Here is a 22821-nt window from a genome sequence, read left to right on the forward strand (position 1 = left end):
TTTGATGATACTTCGAATAACCAGTTCGACGATCGAATGACACACCAATCCCTCCCCACACCAATTATTCATCGCAGATGAATTCGAGACCCGGCCGATCGGGTTCGTAGCTTACCGAAGCGTCGAGCCATCGGTGATTTCTCAGCTTCTCCTACGTTGTCATCACTTCTTGAGTGTCTAATTATGCTGTTTACGGACCCAGTTTTTCTTTATTATTTTTTGCCGTTGCTGCTGATCGCTTATTATGTGTTGCCGGATAAGTTTAGGAATTTCCTGCTTTTGCTGGCCAGCCTCGCTTTCTATGCCTGGGGTGAGGGCAGGTATGTGCTGGTGCTCCTGATATCGATTTGCTGGAATTATTTGTTGGGTTTAATCATCGGCCGGCTCTCGAAGGCCGGGCCTCGTCTGGCTACCCTCACTATAGGCATCGCCGCGAACCTGCTCATGTTGGTTGCGTTCAAGTACAGCAACTTTCTGGCGGAGAACGCTCGGGTAATCATGGAGTCGATGGGCCTGCCCTCCGTCGGAAAGTTGGGCCATGTCTACATGCCCATCGGGATCTCATTCTTCACCTTTCAGGCGATCTCCTACCTGATCGATGTCTATCGGGCCGACGTCGCTGCCCAGCGAAATCTGCTGGACTACGCGATGTATAAGGCGTTCTTCCCGCAGCTTATCGCCGGACCGATCATTCGGTATGCCGACGTCGCCCTGCAGATCAAGCATCGTGTCGTGAGCGGTGAGCAATTTGCGATGGGCGTTCGGCGGTTTGTGGGCGGCCTGGGCAAGAAGATGATCGTGGCCAATACGGTTGCCTTCACGGCGGATCAAATCTTCAGCTTCGACCCGAGTTCGCTGACCACGACGCTCGCCTGGCTGGGGATCGTTTGCTACAGCGTGCAGATTTACTTCGACTTCTCGGGTTACTCAGACATGGCGATCGGCCTCGGCAAGATGTTTGGGTTCGACTTTCTCGAGAATTTCAATTATCCCTACATTTCCACGTCGATCACCGATTTCTGGCGGCGCTGGCATATCTCGCTTTCGAGTTGGTTTCGCGACTACCTTTACATTCCCTTGGGGGGTAACCGGCGTTCCCCGCTCCGGACCTATTTTAACCTGTTGACGGTTTTCTTCCTGTGTGGCCTTTGGCACGGGGCGAGCTGGAATTTCATCGTCTGGGGCCTGTTCCACGGGGGCTTGCTCGTAGCCGAGCGGTTATTCCTGCGTCGGGTCCTGGACGCGGCCCCGGTTCCCTTCAAGCACGCCTATGCGCTGCTGGCGGTGATGGTCGGCTGGGTCTTCTTTCGGACCGAGACCCTGGCGGATTCGGTCAACTATCTCCGGATGATGTTCGGATTGGCTGGCCAGGGGTCGGCCACGGCGAATCTCTGGTATTTCCTCAGTCCGAAGCTGTGCGTTATTCTCGTGGCCGCGGCGGTTTTCTCGATGCCCACTGTCCCCTTTCTGGGCACCCTGCTCGGGAGCTTCTCCGATCCCATGAGCTCTCCGTCCGGAGGCGCGTTCGCGGGGGCGTTTCGGTTCGCATCCAACGCCCTTCTGGTGCTCGTGTTGCTGACCTCGATGGCTCTGATCGCCGCCGGGAGCTACAACCCTTTCATTTACTTCCGATTTTAAGGCGGGCCATGACCGAGACCCAGGCGAGTTACGGACGTGGAACAAAGACGGCGGACCGGGTGCTGATCGCCGTCTTTCTGACCGCGATCTGCCTGCCTGCCGCCGATACGATTTTTCACCTCGACCCTACCCCCCATAACATGGAACACGCCCCCAGGAAGCGGCTTCCTCGTCTGGAACCTCCCGTCTCCCTGGGGTCGATCAGGCAATACCTCCGCTCCTGGAAGGTCTATCTCCCGGCCAACTTCGGTTTCCGGCGAATCCTGCTTCGTGCCTGTAATATGGCCGAACTTCGAATGTTTGGGCGATTCTCCACGCCCGTTGTGCTGCACGGCCAAAGTGGGTGGCTCGTCTACGGCAGCGGTCTCAATCTTGGTGCCCCCTGGAGCCTCAGCGTGGAGGGATTGGAGAACTGGCGTTCTTCGCTGGAGTGGCGACGCGACTGGTGTCGAGCACGCGGACTCCCCTATCTGCTCGTTCTTGTCCCAGGTCCACAGACCATCTACCCCGAGACGTACCCAAGCTTCTTGACCGATCCTCCGCCCGCGTCCCGGCTCGATCAGGTGATCTCCTACCTCTCGGAGAAGTCCGACCTGGAGATTCTCGATCTTCGAGGTCCGCTGAAAGAAGCCCGATCGCTCGGGAGGCTCTACCAGCAGACGGACACGCACTGGAATGACCTAGGGGCTTATGTCGGCTACCGCGAGATCATGAAGCGTCTGGCCCGATGGCTGCCCGGCCTGGAGGCCACTCCCATAGACGACTTCGACCGTTTTGAAGAGTCCAGGCTCGGCGGCGACCTGGCCGGCATTATCGGGCTTCGTGACGTCTTCGGCGAGGAGAGCGGTACTCAACTCCTGCCCAGGTTGCCTCGCCGGGCCTCCTACCCGGAAGGCAGTCTGTCGACTGAGCGGATGTCTACAGTTAGGAAAATGCCTCTCTTTGCCACAGGGGTCACCCAGTCGTCGATGCCTCGGGCCTTTATAATCCGCGACTCCTTCACGACGGCCATGATTCCTTTCCTCGCCGAACACTTCTCGCGAATCGTCTTCTTCTGGCGCGACGACCATGGCAGTTACCAATACTTCCCGGCGGATTTCATCGAGCGCGAAAGCCCCGACGTGGTGATCGATGAATTTGCCGAGAATATGATCTGGAATAATACCGTGCCCAAGAACGTGATTCCCCCAGGGTCCACCGACGGGAAATTGCCCGCTCCGGATTGACGGGCCGGTAAAGCGTGTCGGAGGAAAACGTAAGGCGACTCATTGGCTCCGATCCGGCCAGAGGTGGTGGCCGGTCATGTTGGTCTTGATCCGATAGAGGCTGACCCCGGCGGTGATGTAAAGGGTCGAACGATCTAGGCCGCCGAACTCGACGTTGGTGGGCGATTCCGGGGTGGGGATGAATCCGCCGGGCTGGCCCTCGGGCGTGAAGATGTAGACCCCGGCCTTGTCCCCCGACCCTGCGCTGGCGACGATCCGGCCGTCGGTGGTGACGGTCATCCCGTCGATCCCCCGGCCTTTCAGGTCGACGAGCACCCTGGAATTCGAGACATTCCCCTTCTCGTCGAGGTCGATCGCCAGCAGGACGCGGCGGTTCGGCCCGTTGTCGGCGACGTAGAGGGTCTTGCCGTCGGGGGAGACGGCCAGCCCGTTGGGCTTGGTCGCGGTGGTCTCCAGTCGGGTGACGGTCCCGTCGGGATCGATCCGGAAGACGGCCTCGAAGTCGAGTTCTCGGGGCTCGCCGCCGACGTAGCGGGGGTCGGAGATGTAAACACGCCCCTGGGCATCGACGGCGACGTCGTTGGGGCTGTTGAAACGCTTGCCCTGAAAGCGGTCGGCCAGGGTCCGGACGGTCCCGTCAAGTTCGGTGATCGAGACCCGTCGATTACCCCCGGTGTTGGCCCCTTCGGCGGCGATCAGTCGGCCTTTAGGATCGAAGATCAGGCCATTGGCCCGGCCGCTCGGCTCGCGGAAGGTGGTGACGGCGCCGGTCTTCGGGTCGAACTTCATGATCCGGTCGCCGATGTCGGAGAACAGGATCGTACCGTCGTCCGCCAGCGCCCCCCCCTCGGTGAACGCCCCCTCGCCCCAGAGCTTCTCCAGCTTGGTACCGGGGGCCAGGACATCGGGTGGCGCCATGGCGATCAGGGCGAGTGCGAATGCCAGCATTGATCTCACTCCGGAGAAATGGGCCACCAGGATGCCACGGGCGCCAAGGTCAGAGGAAGGAGGAGGACTCAGGATTCAGATCATAGCCCTTTCTTCCTCCAGCTTCCTCCCTCTACTGGCTTGGCGATCTTGCATCCCGGCGGTGCAATTTTCCCCAGAGCGATCCCTTCAAACTTTCAGCAACTCCACCGCTTCGGCATATCCGGGAGCCGGTCGCCCATACTCGCTGGCGGTGACCCGGGCCAGGGCGACAACCTGCCGCCACCGGAAGGCGGGGCGGGTGACGGCGAATTCTTCGCGGGCGGTCCGGTAGAACTTCTCGGCGTGGAGGGCCCCATCCTCGCTGACGGCGTAGCCCAGGAGGAGGTCGAAGGCGGCCTTGGGGTCGGCCTCGGATTCGCCCAGCCACTGAACCAGGGCGCAGGCTCGGGCCTGGTCGTTGCCCCGGATCGCGGACCGGAGATCGCCCAGGATCTTCGACGGCTCGACCGATCGGACGGCCTCCATGTCCTCGGGGCGGGGGTTGGGCGTCCGGTTCTTGAAGTCGCCGCCCCGCTGGTCGCGATCCAGGGCGACCTGGAAGGCTCCCAGGATCAGGCAGGCGGCGGCGTTCCGGGGGTTCGAGGCCAGGGCCATGTTCCTCCAGGCGTTGGCGGAGTCGCAGGCGTGGACGCCGATCGAGTCGCCGTGGACGCTGCCGACCGGCTTGTTGGGCTGGGCCTGGCTAGCGGTCCGGCCGGGATCGCGGAGGACGAGCTGGTTGGCGGCCATCGAGATCGCCTCGCCGATCGCGGCGGGGGCCATCCCTTCGGCGAGCGCGGCGGCGGCCATCTCGGCGGCCTGTTCGGGGGTCGCTTCGAAGATCGTCCGGGCCATCTGGTCGACCCAGGCGTCGTCGGCCTCGCGGCGGCCGGGCGAGGCGGTGGGCAGCTTGTACTGGTCCATCAGGCGCGGGAGGATCTCGCGAGGTCGGTCCATCTCGGCGGTGTGCTTCCACTCACGCTCGCTCTTGACGCAGTAGCGGACCGACTGCCGGAGGAGCGTGTGGGCGTGGTCGGGTCCGATCAGCCCGAGGAGGTCCCAGGCTCGATAAGGGAGGACCGTCCGGTGGACCTCGGTGTTGTCCTGGACGGTCGGCAAGAGGTCGTTGAACGCCTCGTCCGGCCCTCCCCGGACCAGCGAGGCGAAGGTGGCCTCGGCCCGGTCCATGTCCTTGGCCCGCATCGCGTCGCGGAGCGCCTCGGCGCCGGCCCGGCCGGTGGACGAGTCGCAGGGCTCGACGGGGTGCAGTACCTCTTTCGACGGCCCGCCGAACTCGCCGATCCGGGCGGTGTTCCGGTACAGGACCTTCAGCACGGGCAAGGCCCGGCGATCCTCGGGGAGATCCCGGCTCATGTGGAAGGCCGGGGCCAGGGCCATCATCGTGTGGAAGCCGACGTAGTCCTCGCCGCCGAAGGTCCGGGCGTTGGCCAGCGCCGCGGCGGCCACCAGGTCGCGGAGTTCGGCCCCGGCCCGGATCTTCTCGACCAGGACCGGCACGAGCCGGTCGACGGGGGTCTCTTGCATCAATTCGACCAGCGCCTCGCGGTCGCCGAAGAGGAGCCGTTCGCGAGACCCCCCCTCGTCGGTTCGGGCGTGGGCCAGGCCCAGGTCGAACGCGGTGCCGCTTCCCAGGGTGGCGACGAGCGCCCCCCGTCCGACATCCGCGAGGAACCCTCGACGTGTCCGATCGTTCATCATCGTCGTTGTCCCCGCGAGGGGATCATTCGCGGCGGGCCCGGTGCCCTCGCACGCCGGGCCCGTCCATTCGGGGATCGTCGCGTGCCTCGCGCCCCAGACTGGTTTGTACCGAGTCCCGCCCCCCTTGGCAACAAGCGAGCAGGATCGAGTCGGCGTCGAGCCGCCCGGCCAACGATTTCCTCGCCACTTGTCGGTGGTATGAAATCGCGAGTTTTCGTTTTGTATCTGGATGAGTTTGTCGTGCCGCCCGCCTGGACCGACAAGCTCCTGGCAAGTCCAGGCTCCCGGGGTTAGGATCGGAGCGACGACGGAAGTGGGCTCGAGCCAGATTGGCGAGCCGTTTTCCAGCCCGGCCCGGGAGTCATCATGAGCCTTCCAAGATCCCTGACAATCCTCGTCCTCCTGATCATGATCCCGAGGAGCACCCGGGCCGATTCGTCGGTCGTCGACGTCCTGCCGGCCGAGTATCGCTCGGTCGTCGCGGCCCAGTTGGAGAAGGCGGGCGAGAACGCCGGGAACCTGTCCGACGCGATCCGCGAGGCCCCGCCCGAGCATCGCGAGGCCGTCGGGTTCCTCGTGGCCAACATGCCCGAGCTGGACCTCAAGGGGCTGGGCAAGGACTTCCTGCTCAAGAACGTCCGGCTGGCTTATCTCGCCCGTGAGGCGACGCCCTGGGCCTCGAAGATCCCCGAAGAGTTGTTCTTCGACGCCGTCCTGCCCTACGCGAGCGTCAACGAACGTCGGGACGACTGGCGGCAGGACTTCTACGACCGATTCATCGCGATCGCGAAAGAATGCCCCTCGGCCACCGAGGCGGTGAAGCGGCTCAATGTCGAAGCCTTCCAGGCGTTCAACGTCCAGTACCACGCGACGAAGCGACCCAAGCCCGACCAGAGCCCTTACGAGTCGGCCAAGGCCGGTTATGCCTCGTGCACGGGGCTCTCGATCCTCCTGATCGACGCCTGTCGGGCCGTGGGCATCCCCGCCCGGATGGTCGGAACCCCCCGATGGACCGACAACTCGGGCAACCATAGCTGGGTCGAGGTCTGGGACCGCGAGTGGTCGTTCGTCGGGGCCTGCGAGCCCAGCAAGCTCAATGAAGGGTGGTTCATCGAGAAAGCCTCCCAGGCCGACGAGTCGAACCCCCGGCACCGGATCTACGCGACTTCGTTCAAGGCGACGGATACCTACTTCCCGATGGTCTGGAAGCGGTCCGCCCGCGACGTCCCGGCCGAGGACGTGACTCGTCGCTACACCCTCCGGCGCAAGGTGAGGTTCCAGTCCCCGGACGCTCCCGGCCAGATCACCGTCCGTCGCTCCGGGCGGATCGTCGCCCAGGCCCCGATCTCCGATCCGGTGACGTTCGAGCTGCCCGGCGACCTGGAATATCAGGTGCAGATCCGCAAGTCCGACGGCTCGGAAGGGCCCTCCCGGACGGTGAAGCTCTCCGCCGAGCCCGATCAGGTCGTCGAGATCCGCTGAAGATCGCCCACCCCCAACATCGAGAGCCCTCGCCGATGATCTCGCGCCGCTATCTCTTGCCGGTCCTGGCCTTGCTCCTGCCCGTCGACCGGCCCCTCGCGGCCGACGTCCCCGATCCGGCGCGATCGAAAGCCGCCGTGGAAGCCCTTGAATCGGCCGACGGCCCGCTCGATCCCGCTTTGGCTGCGACCCCCCTGACGAAGGACGACGCCGCCCGAGCCCGCAAGGTCCTCATCGATCGACGGGTCGCCCATGTGAGAGAAACGCGAGCCGGGGAGTTCCAGGACCGTCGGATCGAGATCGACGGCCTGGCCATGCCGTTCTCGTTCAAGGTGTTCGGCGAGAAGCCCGAGGGGGGCCGGAGCCTCTACCTGTCGATGCACGGGGGCGGCAATGCCCCGCCCAGGGTCAATGACCGGCAATATGAGAATCAGAAAGGGCTGTACGAGCCCGCCGAGGGAATCTACCTCGCCCCCCGCGCCCCCACGGATACCTGGGACCTCTGGCATCAGTCGCACGTCGATAAATTCTTCGAGCGACTGATCGAGGACCTGAGCGTCTTCGAAGGCGTCGATTTCGACAAGGTCTACCTGATGGGCTATTCGGCCGGCGGCGATGGCGTCTACCAGCTGGCCCCCCGGATGGCCGACCGGCTGGCGGCGGCCTCGATGATGGCGGGGCATCCCAACGAGGCGTCCCCCCTGGGGCTCCGCAACCTCCCGTTCGCCATCCACGTCGGTGCCGATGATGCGGCCTACAACCGGAACAAGGTCACTCGCGAGTGGGGTGATAAGCTCGACCGGCTCCGCGAAGACGACCCCTCGGGCTATCTCCACCTGACCGAGATCCACCCCGGCCGGGGGCACTGGATGAACCGCGAGGACGCCTCGGCCGTCCCCTGGATGGCGAAGTTCCGCCGCGACCCGATCCCGAATAAGGTCGTCTGGTATCAGGACAACGTGACCCGAGGCCGCTTCTACTGGCTGGCCGTCGAGGACGGGCAGGCCCAAGCGGGGGCGTCGGTCGTGGCCGATCGCGAGGGGCAGGAGGTCCGGATCACGAAGCTCGATGGCGTCGATCGCCTGATCGTCCGGCTCGACGATCGGATGCTCGATCTTGACAGGCCGGTTACGATCAAGGTCATGGGAGACACGGTGTTCGAAGGATTGCCGAGCCGGACGATCGCCACGCTGGCAAGGACCCTCGAAGGGCCCGGCGATCCCGGCCTGACCTTCGCCGCCGAGATCGTCGTGACTGCCCCGAAGAAATAGTGCCCCGTGGGAGGTTCGGATGGAAGTCGGTCGGGGCGAGCCCGGCCGGTCGAGGAACCCGCCCCATCGCTCGCTTCGACCCTCCGAGAGACCGACACCCGTGCCTTTGCCGTCGCTGAACGTGGTCATCCTGGGCAACGGCACCAAGCCCGAGGTCCGGTCCGAGGCGGACCGCCTGGCCCGCGCGTTGGAGGACCATCCGGGTGTAACTCCATCGGGGCCCGACCTGGCCGCCGACACCGACCTGTCGACGCTCCAGGCCGACGTGGCTCTGGTCCTGGGCGGCGACGGCACCGTCCTGCACACCGCCCGGCGGATGGGCGACGCACCGACCCCGGTCCTGGGGATCAACCTCGGCCGCCTCGGGTTCCTGACCGAGCTCACCCCCGGCGAGTTCCTGAACCGGCTCGATGACCTGGCCGGTCGACGCTACACCGTCGATAATCTGATGACACTCTCGTGCACCCTGGCCCCGCGAAGCGGCCCGATCCGGACCTTCCGCGGTCTCAACGACGTGGTCCTCCGCGCCGCACCGACATTCCATCTCCTGGAGATCGGGCTGTCGATCGACGGCGAGGAAGTGATGACCTACCGGGGTGATGGCCTGATCCTGGCCACCCCGGTGGGCTCGACCGCCCACAGCCTCTCGGCCGGAGGCCCGATCCTGCCGCCGGACGCGCATAACTTCGTGGTCACGCCGCTTTGCGCCCACACCCTGACCCAGCGACCGTTGGTGGATAGCCACCACAAGGTTTACGAACTGATCCCGCTGGCCCAGGGTGTGGCCACCGTCCTGGTCGTCGACGGCCAGGTGCAGGTTCCCGTCGAGGCCGGCGACCGGATCATCGTCCGAAGGGGCCAGACACCCTTCCCCATGATCCGCCTGCCCGGTCATAGCTTCTACCGGACCCTCCGCGACAAGCTCGGTTGGGGCGCATCACCTCCCGGGATGAGGGGCGCCGGGCTCTGACCCTCCACGCCCCGACCTCGCGCCGATCCTCCGGTTTCGGCGGGTCTTTCCGTTAGCGTCGAGACTCTCGATCCTGTCGAAGAATGCGCCCTCGAAATATGGGGTCCGCCCGGGATCGCAATCGAGTTTTATCTCGCGTGAATAATCACACCCCGGTGGACGTCGATATGGGAAATCGTCGTCATTGACGAATTCGTGCTCGGCTTGCCGGTCTGAATCGGGGCGATTCGCTCCCAAGCCCACCCGACCTTCTTGACCCCAAGTTACAGGACGAAACCTTCTTACGCTTAGCCCCCCGATCTTGAAAGGATGTCGGCATGCGTTCGGTCTCAAAATCGATGTTCTGCTCGCTTTCGATCCTCCTGGGTGCCCCCCTGGGTCTGTCCCTGGCCGATGATTCGGCCCCGAAGGCAGCCGTTCCGGCCGAGGATCCGGGGGTCAGCCTTCTGGAGGCGGCCCGAGCCGGCCAGGTGGCCGTGCAGGCCGAGGGTGCCGGCGGATCCCGGATCACGATCCGGGTGACGAATCAGACGGATCGTCGTCTCAAGGTGGTCCTGCCGCCGGGCCTGGTGGCCTCGGGCGTCAGCGGCCAGATGGGCGGCATGGGCGGCATGGGCGGCGGCATGGGCGGCATGGGCGGCGGTATGGGTGGCATGGGCGGCGGCATGGGCGGTATGGGCGGCGGCATGGGTGGCATGGGCGGCGGCATGGGTGGCATGGGCGGCGGCATGGGTGGCGGTGGCATGCTTACCATGCCGGCGACGATGGGCCTGATGACGCTCGGTCGGTTGATCATGCGGCTGGTCGAGCCCACCGAGAGCTGGGACCCGAGCTCGCTCATGTCCGGCATGATGATGGGCGGCATGGGCGGCATGGGCGGCGGCATGGGCGGCGGCATGGGGGGCATGGGCGGCGGCATGGGGGGCATGGGCGGCGGGTTCCGCTCGATCCCGCCGACCGACCTCCCCAACGCCGTGCTGGCCCCGGGCCAGACCCGCGACCTGTCCACGCGGATCGTGAGCCTGGAGGCCCCGACCGCCGAGGGGCTGGCCCTGCCGGCCGCGGGCGAGAAGCTGGAGCTGGCCGACGTGTCGCAGACCCCGGCCACGCCCCGGGTCCAGGAGGTCATGCGGCGTTTGGCCCTCGACAAGGCCTCGGAGCCGGTGGCGCAGCTGGCGATCTGGGGGGCCGAGGGGATGCCCTGGGACGAGGTGGCGCGGCGTTCGAGCGGCTGGGCCAACGCCCACGAGCTGGCGTTGGCCAAGCAGTTGGTCGCGGGGCTGGAGTCGAAGTCGTCGGCCGATGCGGGGCGTTTGCAGGTGGAGGTGATCTCGCGCGAGGATTCGACCCGGGACCTGGCCGCGGAGCTCTCCTCGGCGTTGAAGGGCCGGACGATGCTGGGGCTGGCGATCGACCCGGTGGTGGCGGGCCGCCCTTCGGGGCCTTCGGTGGCGTGCAAGGTGCAGCTGGTGGAGGGGCCCGATGGCCCTCGCGCGACGGCGTTGGTGGCGGTGAGCGACGCGTTGGGCACGTCTTGGACGGCGGCGGGCAAGTTCCCGGTGGAGCTGAAGCGGGACGCGTCTGGGAAGCTGGAGGGTGCGACGTTCGGCGACGCGTTGGCGGAGGGCTTGCTGAAGCGTCTTGTGGCGGTGAAGGTGGTGAAGACGGTCTCGGGCGGGCTGATCGCGAAGGGGCCGAAGGATGCGGACGCCTACACGATCCGTGTGGAGAACCACTCTCCGCTGCTGCTGAACGGCCTGGCGGTGGTGGGCGCGGGTGCGAAGTCGGAGGAGCCGGCGAAGGCGTTGCTGGGGATCAGCCTGGCGCCTCGTCGGAGCCTCTCGCTGCCGGCGACGGCGAAGTCGGTGGAGCAGTTCGGGCTGAAGAAGGGGGTCAAGGTCCTGGCCCTCGACCTCTCCGCTCTCTGATGAGTCGGGCTCGTTGAAAGTCGAATCAGACCCGGCCGGATGCGCTCGCGTCCGGCCGTCTAGCTTGACCCGATGTCACGAAGCTCTCGGCGTGCCCAGGCCTCGCGAAGTGGCGGGGCTTGGGCTCACCAGGATTGCGAGGAGGTCCGACCCGAAGTTACTGGCCCCGCAAGCCGGTCGCTGCCGGCTTCGGGAAACAGTCCTGTAACTCCGGAGACACCTCCGAAACGCCGAGTACCGTTTACCCAGGGTTTCTGGGGGGAGTGTTGACGGGAGCAAGCTTCCGCCTTCGGACCCGAAGCTTGCTCCGGGGGCCACCGGCGACCGATCCCCGCGACGCCCCTCAGCATCACGGGATACTGGGTGTAACCAAGTTCTCTGGTGGTGAATCGTCCGTCCTGGCAAATTGGGTGGACTTCTTGAACCCGACACCCGGAGTTCCGCCATGACACGGAAGGTGATCACCCTGGAAATCGAGGCCGAGGACGAGGATCTGATTCGTGGCTACGCCAGCTTCGTCGGCGAGATGAAGGATCTTGCCGCCACTACCCCCGATGGTTCGGTTCTCGACGTCTGCGAGGAGGCCGTCATCGAACAGGGTCGCGAGCACCAGCGTCGGCTCCTCCAACGCGCCGTCCGGGCTCGGCTCGAGCACGCTGAGAAAAAAGGGCTCTCCTGAGAATCTGCTCGTGTGGACAGGTTCGCGAGAATCGCGGGACCGCCACGCGCGAGGTCTTCACCTGCCTGGGGGCGATCACCTTGAGGCGGCACTGGTGGGGCTCGCGATGCCCTTGCGTGCCGGGAGGCTATCACGCCGATACCGTCCTCGGGCTCGACGGCGGCCTCAGCCCTCGATTGCAACGCAAGGCCTGCCGTAGTGCCGCCGACCTGTCCTTCGAGCGGACCCGCGAGAACCTGCTCGAGCTGCTCGGCGTCTCGCCAGCGGCCGAGACCCTGCGGGTCTATTGCGAACGTCAGGCCGGCCGGATCGCGCGTTGGCAGGGCACCGAGACCGCCTCGGCCGAGGGCTTCGGAGAGGCCGAAGGTGGCTGGGAGTTCGCCGTCGACGCCGGCAAGGTCAATACCCGTGAGAAGGGCTGGCGCGACCTGAAGATCGCCGTGGCCCAGAAGCGACCGACGGCCAAACCGGCGACCCCCCAGCAGTGGGAGTCGCGCGTCTTGCCCGATGCCACGGCCCGAGTGATGTGGGCCGACATCTCGGCGTCCCGGCGATTCCGCCGGTCCTGGCACGCCCGGCTGAAGCGGCTGGGTCTGCCGGCGATGGCCCGCCTGCACGTGCTGGGGGACGGGGCGTCATGGATCTGGAAGGCGGCCGGCCGGGCCCTGACCGGGTGCCGCCAGACCCTGGATATCTACCACGCCAGCCAGCACATCGCCCTCGCCGGCAAGCGGCTCTTTGGCGAAGGGACAGCCGAGGCGACCACGTTCCACGAGCACGGCCGCGAGTTGCTCCTGAAGGAGGGCTGGGGCGGGGTCTGTCGCCTGATCGGCGAGGAACTGGAACGCGAGGACACGCCGCAGAGGCGGGGGGCTCTGGAGCGACTGCTGAACTACTTCCTGGCTCACCTGACGCGGTTGGATTACGCGGGCCGTCTGGCGGCCGGCGATGCGATCGGGAGCGGGGTGGTGGAGGGTGCGGCGAAGACCCTGGGTCTGAGGCTGAAAGCTCGCGGGGCCCGCTGGCGGCACAAGAACGCCCGAGCCATGGCCGCCCTGATCTGCTGCCGCCACACCGACCAATGGGACCTATTCTGGAAGTGGGCGGCGTGAAACCCAAGAATTGCTGGTTACACCCCGGGATACTCCCCGAACACTAGTGAGATTCGAAGCCCTTGACGGATAGCCATCCGGGTGCAACACTGAGTTATTCGAAACGATAATTCGGGATAACGAGGAGTCTACTCGTTCTCAATAAATGGTTTGTAATTATTTTGGTTGGTGTGATCACGTGCTTGATTCACGCGACTGGATCCTTCGTTGACTGTGCTAGTCGCCATTCTGGACCTTCCCTCTCTCTGCCCCTCTCATGCTCTCCCGCCACGTCCTGTCTTTCGATCCGGGAATCGACCGAGCCGAACGTCCCACTCCCGCCCGCTTCCCACCTGCCGGCCAACCTCGAAGACGAGGATGAAGACGACGACGAGCGACAAACGATCGGATCCGCACAGCCGGACCGATTCCGCTCGGGATTCGCCCTGAGAATCCCCTCCGTGCGAATACCGGAGCGTCTGTTCTCGTCGATCATGATGACGCGACTTCGCTGCTAGGTCATCCCGCGCAGGTGGGATCCGCCTGCCGGTCCAGGACCAGGCTCCTGATCGTCGGCGACCCTCAAATCTTCCCCCCCCTCTCAAGGTCGAGCCGCTCTGGCCGTCGTCTCACGCGCGATTCTTCCCCGGATCCGGGGGTATCGCACCTGAGATCGAAACGGTGTTGGCGAAAAAACGCCTTCAAGCGTGGCATTACAGGCCCTTCGGATCGTGGTCCCTCAAAAGCAGCAAAGGATGCTATCATGAACGCGAGATCAAGACTGTTGCCGTTTTCCGCAGCCCTGCTCCTGGGCGCCCCCCTGGGTATGTCCCTGGCCGATGATTCGGCGCCGAAGGCGGCCGTTCCGGCCGAGGATCCGGGGGTCAGCCTTCTGGAGGCGGCCCGAGCCGGCCAGGTGGCCGTGCAGGCCGAGGGTGCCGGCGGATCCCGGATCACGATCCGGGTGACGAATCAGACGGATCGTCGTCTCAAGGTGGTCCTGCCGCCGGGCCTGGTGGCCTCGGGCGTCAGCGGCCAGATGGGCGGCATGGGCGGCATGGGCGGCGGCATGGGCGGTATGGGCGGCGGCATGGGTGGTATGGGCGGCGGTATGGGTGGCATGGGCGGCGGCATGGGCGGCGGCATGGGCGGTGGCATGGGTGGCGGGATGGGCGGCAGGGGCGGCGGCGGAATGCTGACCATGCCGGCGACGATGGGCCTGATGACGCTCGGTCGGTTGATCATGCGGCTGGTCGAGCCCACCGAGAGCTGGGACCCGAGTTCGCTCATGTCCGGCATGATGATGGGCGGCATGGGCGGCATGGGCGGCGGCATGGGCGGCGGCATGGGAGGCATGGGCGGCGGCATGGGCGGCATGGGCGGCGGTTTCCGCTCGATCCCGCCGACCGACCTCCCCAACGCCGTGCTGGCCCCGGGCCAGACCCGCGACCTGTCCACGCGGATCGTGAGCCTGGAGGCCCCGACCGCCGAGGGGCTGGCCCTGCCGGCCGCGGGCGAGAAGCTGGAGCTGGCCGACGTGTCGCAGACCCCGGCCACGCCCCGGGTCCAGGAGGTCATGCGGCGTTTGGCCCTCGACAAGGCCTCGGAGCCGGTGGCGCAGCTGGCGATCTGGGGGGCCGAGGGGATGCCCTGGGACGAGGTGGCGCGGCGTTCGAGCGGCTGGGCCAACGCCCACGAGCTGGCGTTGGCCAAGCAGTTGGTCGCGGGCCTGGAGTCGAAGTCGTCGTCCGATGCGGGGCGTTTGCAGGTGGAGGTGATCTCGCGCGAGGATTCGACCCGGGACCTGGCCGCGGAGCTCTCCTCGGCGTTGAAGGGCCGGACGATGCTGGGGCTGGCGATCGACCCGGTGGTGGCGGGCCGCCCTTCGGGGCCTTCGGTGGCGTGCAAGGTGCAGCTGGTGGAGGGGCCCGATGGCCCTCGCGCGACGGCGTTGGTGGCGGTGAGCGACGCGTTGGGCACGTCTTGGACGGCGGCGGGCAAGTTCCCGGTGGAGCTGAAGCGGGACGCGTCTGGGAAGCTGGAGGGTGCGACGTTCGGCGACGCGTTGGCGGAGGGCTTGCTGAAGCGTCTTGTGGCGGTGAAGGTGGTGAAGACGGTCTCGGGCGGGCTGATCGCGAAGGGGCCGAAGGATGCGGACGCCTACACGATCCGTGTGGAGAACCACTCTCCGCTGCTGCTGAACGGCCTGGCGGTGGTGGGCGCGGGTGCGAAGTCGGAGGAGCCGGCGAAGGCGTTGCTGGGGATCAGCCTGGCGCCTCGTCGGAGCCTCTCGCTGCCGGCGACGGCGAAGTCGGTGGAGCAGTTCGGGCTGAAGAAGGGGGTCAAGGTCCTGGCCCTCGACCTCTCCGCTCTCTGATCCTCCAGGTCTGATGAGATCGTACGAAAGGCCTCGGTCGGAAACGGCCGGGGCCTTTCGCGTCGACCAGCCGGGCCGTCCTCAACGTCCCAGCGCGATCGCCACCCTTCGACCGATCCTCGAGGGAGCGCCGGCGATCGACGGGGCTGGCGGGCCGAAGCAGGGCCAGAGCAGATAAGGGACGGCTCCGGCGGGATTCGCCGCGATCTCGGCCTCGAGCCGGCGGAGGTAGCTCGTCACCGCCGCGCCCTCGGAACCCGGCTCGACGGTCCGGGGCTCGTCGAAGGTCAGCTCGTACCGGCCGCCGGGCCGATGGGCGGCGAAGAGGAAGACCACCGGGGCTCCGGTCAGCGAGGCGAGGTCGGCCCAGACCCCGAGGAACGACCGCTCGACGCCCAGGAATCGCCCTCGTCGGGAGTTGGGTCCCGGCCAGAGGACGTCGCCGTTCAGGTAAACCGCCATCCCGTCGAGGAGAGCCGAGCGGGCCCGGACCAGGCGATCGACCGACTCGGCGGGTGTCATCGATCTCCGGAGGAAGAACCCCGATTGCGGGTTCGGCCCATCCCGATCGAGCTGCCGACTCAACTCGCGGGAGATGTGCCAGGGGCGCTGGATCAGCGACCGGAGCGGGATCCCTCGGCGATAGAGCCAGTGGAGCCCCGGGAGATGGGCCCCCAGGTGGCCCCCGACCACGATCACGCCCCGACCGGACGCGAGGGCCCGTTCGAGATGATCGGAACCTCTCAGATCGAAACGGGATAGGGCCGCTTGGTCCGTCAAACCATCCAGCGGGTAGTCGCGAGCCGAGTAGCGAGCGAGATTCGCCGCGATGAGCCTTGCGGTCCTCCTTTCGTCCCAACCCGCGCCCAGATTCGACCGGGCTCGAGAGACCGCCGAGGCGATCTCGCGATGGCGAGCGGGACCTGCTCCGACCAGCCGCCCGATTGCCCCGAGGGACGAGTCGCAGGCTCCTGGGCCGAGCATTCGGAGGATCGGCAGGGCGACGTTGTAGTACCAGGATTTCCAGGTCAGGACTCGGCGGAGTTTCATGCGTCGTTGGCTCCGGCCCGAGGGCGTTTTACGATTGTGGAGCGACTCGCCCTCACCCGGGCTTCGGCCACCCTCGCCCGGGGGGAGAGGGGAGGACTTCCGGGCGACGATGGCAGGATCAGCCAGCAACCGTCGAGACCATCCGCTTCAGGCCCTGGTAATCCACCTTGTCCGTCGAGGTCGTGGGGAAGTCGGAGAGGAACTGGACCTCGTCGGGCACCATGTACGGCGGGAGCAAAGTCGTGCAGTGCCGCTTGAGTGCGATGATCGAGCCCTTCCGGCCGGGCTTCATCGCGATGAAGGCGACCAGCGAGACCCCGTCGTCGGTGGCCCGGGCGATCACGGCGGCGCGGTCGACCCCGTCGTGGCGGTAGATCGCGGCCTCGATCTCCCCCAACTCGATCCGGTAGCCGCGCTTCTTGACCATCCGGTCGCGTCGCCCGTGGAATCGGTAGGTGCCGGTCCCGTCGTCGGAGACGAGGTCCCCGGTCCGATACCAGGCCCCCCGGTCGTCGAGGAAGAAGGCGCGGGCGGTCAGGTCGGGCCTCCCGAAGTAGCCCAGCATCACGCCGGGACCGTTCACGACCAGTTCTCCGACCGCTCCCGAGGGGAGTTCCCGGCCATGTTCGTCGATCACCTTGCCCAGGGCCGGGGCGCAGGTCGGTCCGATCGGGAAGGGGGCCTCGCGGTCGTCGTCGATGGTCGGGGGGATCGGGAACGCGGTGCAGACGTTGGTCTCGGTCGGCCCGTAGAGGTTCCACATTTGCGAGCCCGGCCAGGCCCGTCGGAGCTTCTTCAACGGGGCGATCGGGAAGACCTCGCCGGCGAACAGGACCAGCCGGGGGGCGGGGACTCCAGGGCTTGCGAGCCCGCCGTACTCGGCCATCAGGGCCAGGATCGAGGGGGCCGAGTACCAGACGGAGATCGCCCGATCTCCCAGGAACCGGCCCAGCTTCGCAGGATCCTTGCCGGTCGACTCGCCGATCAGGACCAGGGTCGCCCCGACGCCGCACGAGGCGTACAGGTCGAAGATCGACAGGTCGAAATGAAACGGCGCGTGCGAGGCGAAGCGGTCTTCCCCCCTCAAATCGAAAGACTGGTCGCACCAGTCGATGAACGCGAAGGCGTTGGCGTGCGAGAGCATCACCCCCTTGGGTCGGCCGGTCGAGCCCGAGGTGTACAGGATGTAGGCGAGGTCATCCACCTCGAAAGCCGAAGGGAGCGGCGCGGGGGCGTCGTCGGTCATCACCGAGTCCCACGAGGCATCGGTGGGGCAGGGGCCTTCGCCCCCTTCGACGATGAACCGGGGGATCGGCCCGCCGATCGGCCAGGCGTCGCGGAGCGCGGCCGCGTGAGTCGCGTCGACCACGACCGCCTTGACCCCGGCGTCGGCCAGGATGCCCGCCCCCCGGACGGCCGGAGATCCCGGGTCGACCGGCACATAGGCCGCGCCCGAGCGGAGGACCCCGTGGATCGCCGCGACGGCCTCCCGCCCCTTGGGCAGGAACAGGCCCACGCGATCGCCCCGGCCCACGCCCCACTTGTTCAGGCGGGTCGCCAGGCGGTCGGCGGCAAACCGGAGTTCTTGATAGGTGAATGTCTGGCCGCGTTCGTCCTCGACGGCCGGGTGACCCGGTCGAGAATCGGCCGCGCGGTCGAGCAACTGGCTGAGGTGGTGAGCGTCCATGCCCATGATCGTGACTTCTGGTCGGGTGCCGGAGGAAATGCGAAACCTGCGTGAACGGTCGAGGGAGTCGGGTGATGAGGCGAACGAGCGCCTCATGAAGGCCACCCCTGAACTCCTCGAATTTGAGGATAACCGACCGTCAATGGACGGCCGACTGGACTGTTGAGGGTGAGAGCAGCAGGCCGTGCTCCACGCCCTCGGCGTCACATCCGGATCCGAAGATCCATCCCGGGTTGCTGAATCGATTCAACCCGCTCCAAATCAGGCCCGAGTTCGCCGAGAATCGGACGTCGAACCTTCCCCTACATCCGGCATCATGCGCGGATTCGCGACGGGGAGCAAGGCCAGGTTGGTGCCCAGGCGAGGGTCGAGCCCGGAAAAGCAGGCGATCGCGGGAAGAAAATAAGCTCGAAGCGGCCTCATCGACCGGAATGTGATCCGGAAGCGAAGTGCCAGCCCGGACGTCGGCCCGGGGGTGCCCTCGGCAGGTGCGGAGAGACACCAATGGGCAGGGGCCGATCGGCGATTGGGTTCGTTTTTCCCGGGCGAGCATCCGGCCTTGGGTTCGTCTTGCTCGATCGTCTCGCTAGGGTCTTGGGTTCGTTCGGGAACGTTTCCCGTAGCATAGGGTTGGTTTTGCTCTACGAGCTTGCTGTGTCAGGAGTTAGGTTCGAGGAGCAGCCCGGCGAGGGCGGGGTTGTCCAGGAGCCCCTGGCGGAGCCCATCGAAGAGGATGCGGTGCCCGAGAGTGTTGGGGTGGTCGTCGCCGGGGGCAACCTCCACCTGGGCCGAGTCGATCGGGTCGAAGGCGTCGGAGAGGTCGACCATCGGCACGGCGTGGCGGGCGGCGATCCCGACCTGGCGAGCGACGGCCAGGGCCCGCGCGTCGTTGGCTTCGTCTCGCGAGGCCCGGGGGATCTGGAGGCAGGCCAGGGGGATGCCCAGCGACCGGCAGTCGGCTGCCAGGGTCCCGAGGACCGCGTCGGCGAAGGTCCAGTAATGATCCTTGACCCGGGCCTTGAATCCGTTCCGACGGTCGTAGGTCGTCCAGCCCTGCGATCGCTCGCGGGCGGGGTCGATCCCGGCCTCGGCGACGGCCTCCCGGAAGAAGTCGTACTTCAGATCCACCCGATTCTTGATGAGTCCGCCGAGGTGGATCTCGACCAGCCGGGGGTCGAGCATCGTCGAGGAGAAGAGGACCAGGTCGGGGGCGAAGGGCAGGGCCTTCCGGCAGAAGACGTCGTATCGTTGCTCGGGGCTGTAGGCGACGACGGAGAAATTCAGGATCTCGAACCGCTTCGAGAGCCCCCGACGGGCGGCCTCGGCGTTGAGCCAGTCTTCGAGCAGGTTTTCATACGTGTTGGGCGTCGAGACCCCCCATCCCATGTCGATCGACGAGCCGAGCAGGGCGATCCGGTAGGTCCCTTCGGGCTTGGCCAGGGGGTACTCGCGGTCGCTCATCCCATGCGAGTTGGTGGTGAACCGCCCTCCGAAGAAGACCTCGTCGTGGCCGGGCTTGAGGTCGAACTGGAGGAAGTCGCGTCCCTGCTCGCGGATGATGTGCTTGACCAGGTCGCGATTCTCGCGGATCGGGTCGCCGACCAGGCAGAGGCCAAGGGGGTCGGGGGCACTCCGGCCGTCGCGGGCCTCGCCGGCGATCAGTCCCTCGTAATAGCCCCCCGCTCCTGCGGCCCGATCGCCCCGGTTCCGGTCGAGCGATCGGGCGGTCTCGCGGGCGGTCCGGGCCCAGCCGGCGGGCAGGGGGACCAGCCCGGCCAGGAGCAGGCTTGCCGTCAGGAAAACCCTCGCGAGCGAGGGCCGCGTCAACTTTCGATCGATCATCGCGGGTCGCCCTCGGGGTTGGAATCTGCCTGAGGAATCTTCACGAAGTCTTGCAACTGTTCATCGATCCGACCGGCCAGCAGGGCATGGCCCTCGGCGTTGGGGTGGTAGTCGTCCGGGGCGATGGCCAGGGACTCGGGGGCGAGCCCATCGAAGGCGTCGGAGAGGTCGACCACCGCGGAGAAGCCGGCCGATCGTGCCATGCCGACCAGGCTCGACCGATCCGAGGCGGAGACCGGCTTGCCGACCCGGGGCAGGAGGAGCCAGACGCTCGGGACTCCTCGGGCCTGGCAATCCCGGGCGACTCGCCGATAGACGCCGGCCAGGAGGGCCTCGCGATGGGGTCGGAGGGCCTGCCGGTAGTACGGTTCGTCGCCGCCGTGGAGGAGGCCGGATCGCTGGAGCGCTTCTTGATAGGAGGGGGCGTCCCAGCCGATGCCGCCTGGGAGGAGTGTCCGGAGTTCGCGGTCGTCCCAGCCGAGGTCGGCGGGGGTGCCTTCGAAGAGGACGAGGTCGGGGCTCGCGGCCCAGCCCTCGCGCCGGAAGTGCTCCCAGCGCTGGCCGGGGGCATGGCCGTGGACCGCGTGATTGAGGATCTCGACCGCAGGCCCGCCCGAGGCCCGCGATCGCTCGTCGAGCGTCCGCTCCCAGATCGGCTCGAATCCATGCTCGTCATCGACGCCCCAGCCGGCCCCGATCGAGTCGCCCGTCATGGCGATCCGAAACGTGTTCGCGGGCTTGTTGATCGGATAATTACGGTCGCGCATCCCGCGATCGTTGGTCGTCCAGACGGCCCCCCGGTGGGTGCTCGAAATGTTGGGCTTGATGACATATTCGCGGACGTCGTCGACCGGGAGCATCAACGGGCCGAAGTCGGTCGGGGGTGCCTCGGGGACCGCGAGCCGGTCGAACCGTCGGCCGGTGTCGACCAGTTCTTCGTAATAGCCTCGCTCCATGGTCTGGGTGTCGAGGTCGTTCCGGAAGTCGGATCGGAGTGCCTCGCGGACCCGGGCCGTCCAACCCGGGGCCATGCCCGGAGGGGCCAGGCCCCAGGCCAGCAGCAGGGCCAGGGCGATCGGCGGTGCGGATCTCGACGAGTTGGGCATCCGGACCTCCTCGTGGCTCGCGGTCGATGGTTGGAGTCGTGGGTGTCCTGGCCTTCACCCGGCCTTCGGCCGCCCTCTCCCGGGGGGAGAGGGAAAGATCCGGGTGTCTTGCCGAACTGACCACTAGCCACTAGCCACTAGCCACTGATATCAAACTCCGAACGCCCGACCGAACATGCCGGTCCACTCGCTGACGCTCGGGCTGCACCAGAGCGACCAGAGCAGGGCAATCGTGAGGAAGGTGGCGGCCGTCTTCAGCGACCGGGCCGCAAATCCCGCGACCGAGGGCGGGGCCGGTTTCCGGGGTTTCGCCCGAGCGTCGAGCTGGACGTTGACCAGGACCAGGGCGCCCAGGATGCCCCAGAACAGGGCGTCGGTCAGGCTGAAGCCCCACGAGGCTCGGAGCCAGAACTTCTGGTAGGCGTGCAAGGCCCAGGTCGTCACGAAGACCGCCGAGGTCGCCACTGAGAGCGTCACCCAGCGCGGCCGACGCTTGAGCCGGAAGGCCACCGGGTTGAATACGACCCGGATCATGAAATCTTTCCAGTAGATGTTGATACGTCGCCAGTAGTCGGTGAAGCTCGTCGCCAGCAGATAGTTGTGGTGCGTCTCGGGCAGCTTGTAGCCGAACAGGTGGAGCATCCCGCAGGCGACGTGGAACTGGCCCGAGACCTGGAGATAGAGCAGGTAATTGCAGCCCACGTAGGCCGCCAGCGTGGCCGGGCTCACCACGTCATCGGCAGAAATCAACAACTCGTGATAGACCAGGCGATAGGCCAGGAGGTGGACCACCCCCCGGAAGATCATCCGGAGGCCGACGCGCTGGGTCTCGTGGATCTCGCCCGCGAAGTGGCTCCGGGCCAGGGTCCGGTAGTCGACAACCGGGAAGTGGAGGAAGCACCAGTTGGGCAGGAGGAAGAAGTAGCCCACCGAGTCGACCAGCGGTTCGGGCCGATCGGCGTGCTTGATCTCGTACAGGTAGAGGATCATCCGGAACATCAGCATCGAGCCGAGGACCGGCCAGACGATCCCGGTGATTTCAAGGCCCGAGCTGCCCGCCCAGGCTCGTGTCAGGCCAAGGCCGAGGCCGGACAGGGCGATGATCGCCACCCGGCTCGACCAGGCGATCGGCAGTCGACAGACCCCGATCAGGGCCAGGGCCAGGGCCGTGATTGCCGATGCCGGGCCGATGCCGAAGACGACGAACAGGCCGACGACCGACATCGCCAGGAAGAACGGCTTCTTCCACTTGTGGGTTAGCAGGTAGTGGACCGGCAGGGCGGCCAGGGCGATCGAGGTCAGGAGGAAGAGGGCCCGACCTTCGACCCGGTAGACCTTCATCACGGCCAGGATCAGGGCGAGGTGGCCCCAGATCGGCAGGAAGGCGCGGAGGTCGCGTCGGCAGTTCTCGGGCTCGCCGGGATAGAGGCCGGGTCGTCCGGGCTCGGACACCGGGAAGTACCGGCGGTGGGGCACGCTTTGCGCGGCGGTTCGCTCGGCGACCTGTGGTCGGGTCTCGGGTTCCACGTCGATGCCCCCTGTCTCGACTCGGCCCTGGTGGGAAGTCCGGATGGGGGAGGGCGAATCGCGGGGGACCGGCTCATCCTTGAACCGGGGGTTCCCCCGCCGCGGCCGCACCATCCTTGGTCTTCATGCAATATGGGCGTCTTGCCTTGCGGCGGGGCGGGCGGACCATCGGGCCGATGCGTCTGCTCGGCCTCCGGACCCAATCCCCTCGACGACGGACGGGGTATACCCCAGGTCGAGGCTCGGAGTCAACCCGAGC

16 protein-coding genes are annotated in these 22821 nt (G+C 66.6%); 9 read left to right on the forward strand and 7 right to left on the reverse strand.

The annotated features are described in order from the left end of the window. The first annotated feature begins 183 nt into the window (after positions 1-183). Together P12x_RS00630 and P12x_RS00635 are read left to right on the forward strand one after the other, a co-directional pair. Positions 184-1638 (forward strand): MBOAT family O-acyltransferase, encoded by a 1455-nt coding sequence (locus P12x_RS00630; protein ID WP_435008875.1) that lies wholly within the window; start codon positions 184-186, stop codon positions 1636-1638. 8 nt (positions 1639-1646) lie between these two features. Continuing rightward, the gene (locus P12x_RS00635; protein ID WP_435008876.1) at positions 1647-2864 is read left to right on the forward strand and encodes an alginate O-acetyltransferase AlgX-related protein; all 1218 of its coding nucleotides are present in this window, start codon (positions 1647-1649) and stop codon (positions 2862-2864) included. A gap of 39 nt (positions 2865-2903) precedes the next feature. Here the strand turns inward: P12x_RS00635 and P12x_RS00640 are convergent, their stop codons facing one another. Together P12x_RS00640 and P12x_RS00645 are read right to left on the reverse strand one after the other, a co-directional pair. Beyond that, positions 2904-3812 (reverse strand): SMP-30/gluconolactonase/LRE family protein, encoded by a 909-nt coding sequence (locus P12x_RS00640; RefSeq protein WP_435008877.1) that lies wholly within the window; start codon positions 3810-3812, stop codon positions 2904-2906. A gap of 168 nt (positions 3813-3980) precedes the next feature. Beyond that, positions 3981-5552: a hypothetical protein gene (locus tag P12x_RS00645; protein ID WP_435008878.1), complete on the reverse strand. Its 1572-nt coding sequence runs from the start codon at positions 5550-5552 to the stop codon at positions 3981-3983. A gap of 366 nt (positions 5553-5918) precedes the next feature. Between P12x_RS00645 and P12x_RS00650 the strand changes: the two genes are divergently transcribed. The 7 genes from P12x_RS00650 to P12x_RS00680 all read left to right on the forward strand — a co-directional run bounded on the left by P12x_RS00650 (position 5919) and on the right by P12x_RS00680 (position 15350). Continuing rightward, positions 5919-7034, forward strand: coding sequence for a transglutaminase-like domain-containing protein (locus P12x_RS00650; protein WP_435008879.1), 1116 nt, complete (start codon positions 5919-5921; stop codon positions 7032-7034). Between the two features lie 35 nt (positions 7035-7069). Continuing rightward, positions 7070-8305, forward strand: a complete 1236-nt coding sequence (locus P12x_RS00655) for an alpha/beta hydrolase (RefSeq protein WP_435008880.1) — start codon at positions 7070-7072, stop codon at positions 8303-8305. A gap of 100 nt (positions 8306-8405) precedes the next feature. Next, on the forward strand, positions 8406-9275 hold the full coding sequence (locus tag P12x_RS00660) for an NAD(+)/NADH kinase (protein ID WP_435008881.1): 870 nt from the start codon (positions 8406-8408) through the stop codon (positions 9273-9275). Between the two features lie 317 nt (positions 9276-9592). Then, on the forward strand, positions 9593-11203 hold the full coding sequence (locus P12x_RS00665) for a hypothetical protein (RefSeq protein ID WP_435008882.1): 1611 nt from the start codon (positions 9593-9595) through the stop codon (positions 11201-11203). A gap of 445 nt (positions 11204-11648) precedes the next feature. After that, positions 11649-11882, forward strand: coding sequence for a hypothetical protein (locus P12x_RS00670; protein WP_435008883.1), 234 nt, complete (start codon positions 11649-11651; stop codon positions 11880-11882). 116 nt (positions 11883-11998) lie between these two features. Beyond that, entirely contained in the window at positions 11999-12994 is a 996-nt protein-coding gene (locus tag P12x_RS00675; protein ID WP_435008884.1) for a hypothetical protein, read from the forward strand. Positions 12995-13757: 763 nt separating this feature from the next. Next, positions 13758-15350: a hypothetical protein gene (locus P12x_RS00680; RefSeq protein WP_435008885.1), complete on the forward strand. Its 1593-nt coding sequence runs from the start codon at positions 13758-13760 to the stop codon at positions 15348-15350. Between the two features lie 81 nt (positions 15351-15431). Here P12x_RS00680 and P12x_RS00685 read toward each other — a convergent pair whose 3' ends face one another. From P12x_RS00685 to P12x_RS00705, 5 genes are all read right to left on the reverse strand, one after another. Beyond that, the gene (locus tag P12x_RS00685; protein WP_435008886.1) at positions 15432-16400 is read right to left on the reverse strand and encodes a lysophospholipid acyltransferase family protein; all 969 of its coding nucleotides are present in this window, start codon (positions 16398-16400) and stop codon (positions 15432-15434) included. Between the two features lie 118 nt (positions 16401-16518). Beyond that, the gene (locus P12x_RS00690) at positions 16519-18093 is read right to left on the reverse strand and encodes an amino acid adenylation domain-containing protein (RefSeq protein ID WP_435008887.1); all 1575 of its coding nucleotides are present in this window, start codon (positions 18091-18093) and stop codon (positions 16519-16521) included. A 651-nt stretch (positions 18094-18744) separates the two neighbouring features. Beyond that, positions 18745-19929, reverse strand: coding sequence for an SGNH/GDSL hydrolase family protein (locus P12x_RS00695; protein WP_435008888.1), 1185 nt, complete (start codon positions 19927-19929; stop codon positions 18745-18747). Beyond that, the gene (locus tag P12x_RS00700) at positions 19926-21035 is read right to left on the reverse strand and encodes an SGNH/GDSL hydrolase family protein (protein ID WP_435008889.1); all 1110 of its coding nucleotides are present in this window, start codon (positions 21033-21035) and stop codon (positions 19926-19928) included. Before P12x_RS00700 ends, P12x_RS00695 begins: the two co-directional genes overlap by 4 nt. 150 nt (positions 21036-21185) lie before the next feature. After that, positions 21186-22562 (reverse strand): hypothetical protein, encoded by a 1377-nt coding sequence (locus P12x_RS00705; RefSeq protein WP_435008890.1) that lies wholly within the window; start codon positions 22560-22562, stop codon positions 21186-21188. Between the last annotated feature and the right edge of the window lie 259 nt (positions 22563-22821).

It is taken from the genome of Tundrisphaera lichenicola (assembly GCF_051175385.1).
Lineage (GTDB): Bacteria > Planctomycetota > Planctomycetia > Isosphaerales > Isosphaeraceae > Tundrisphaera > Tundrisphaera lichenicola.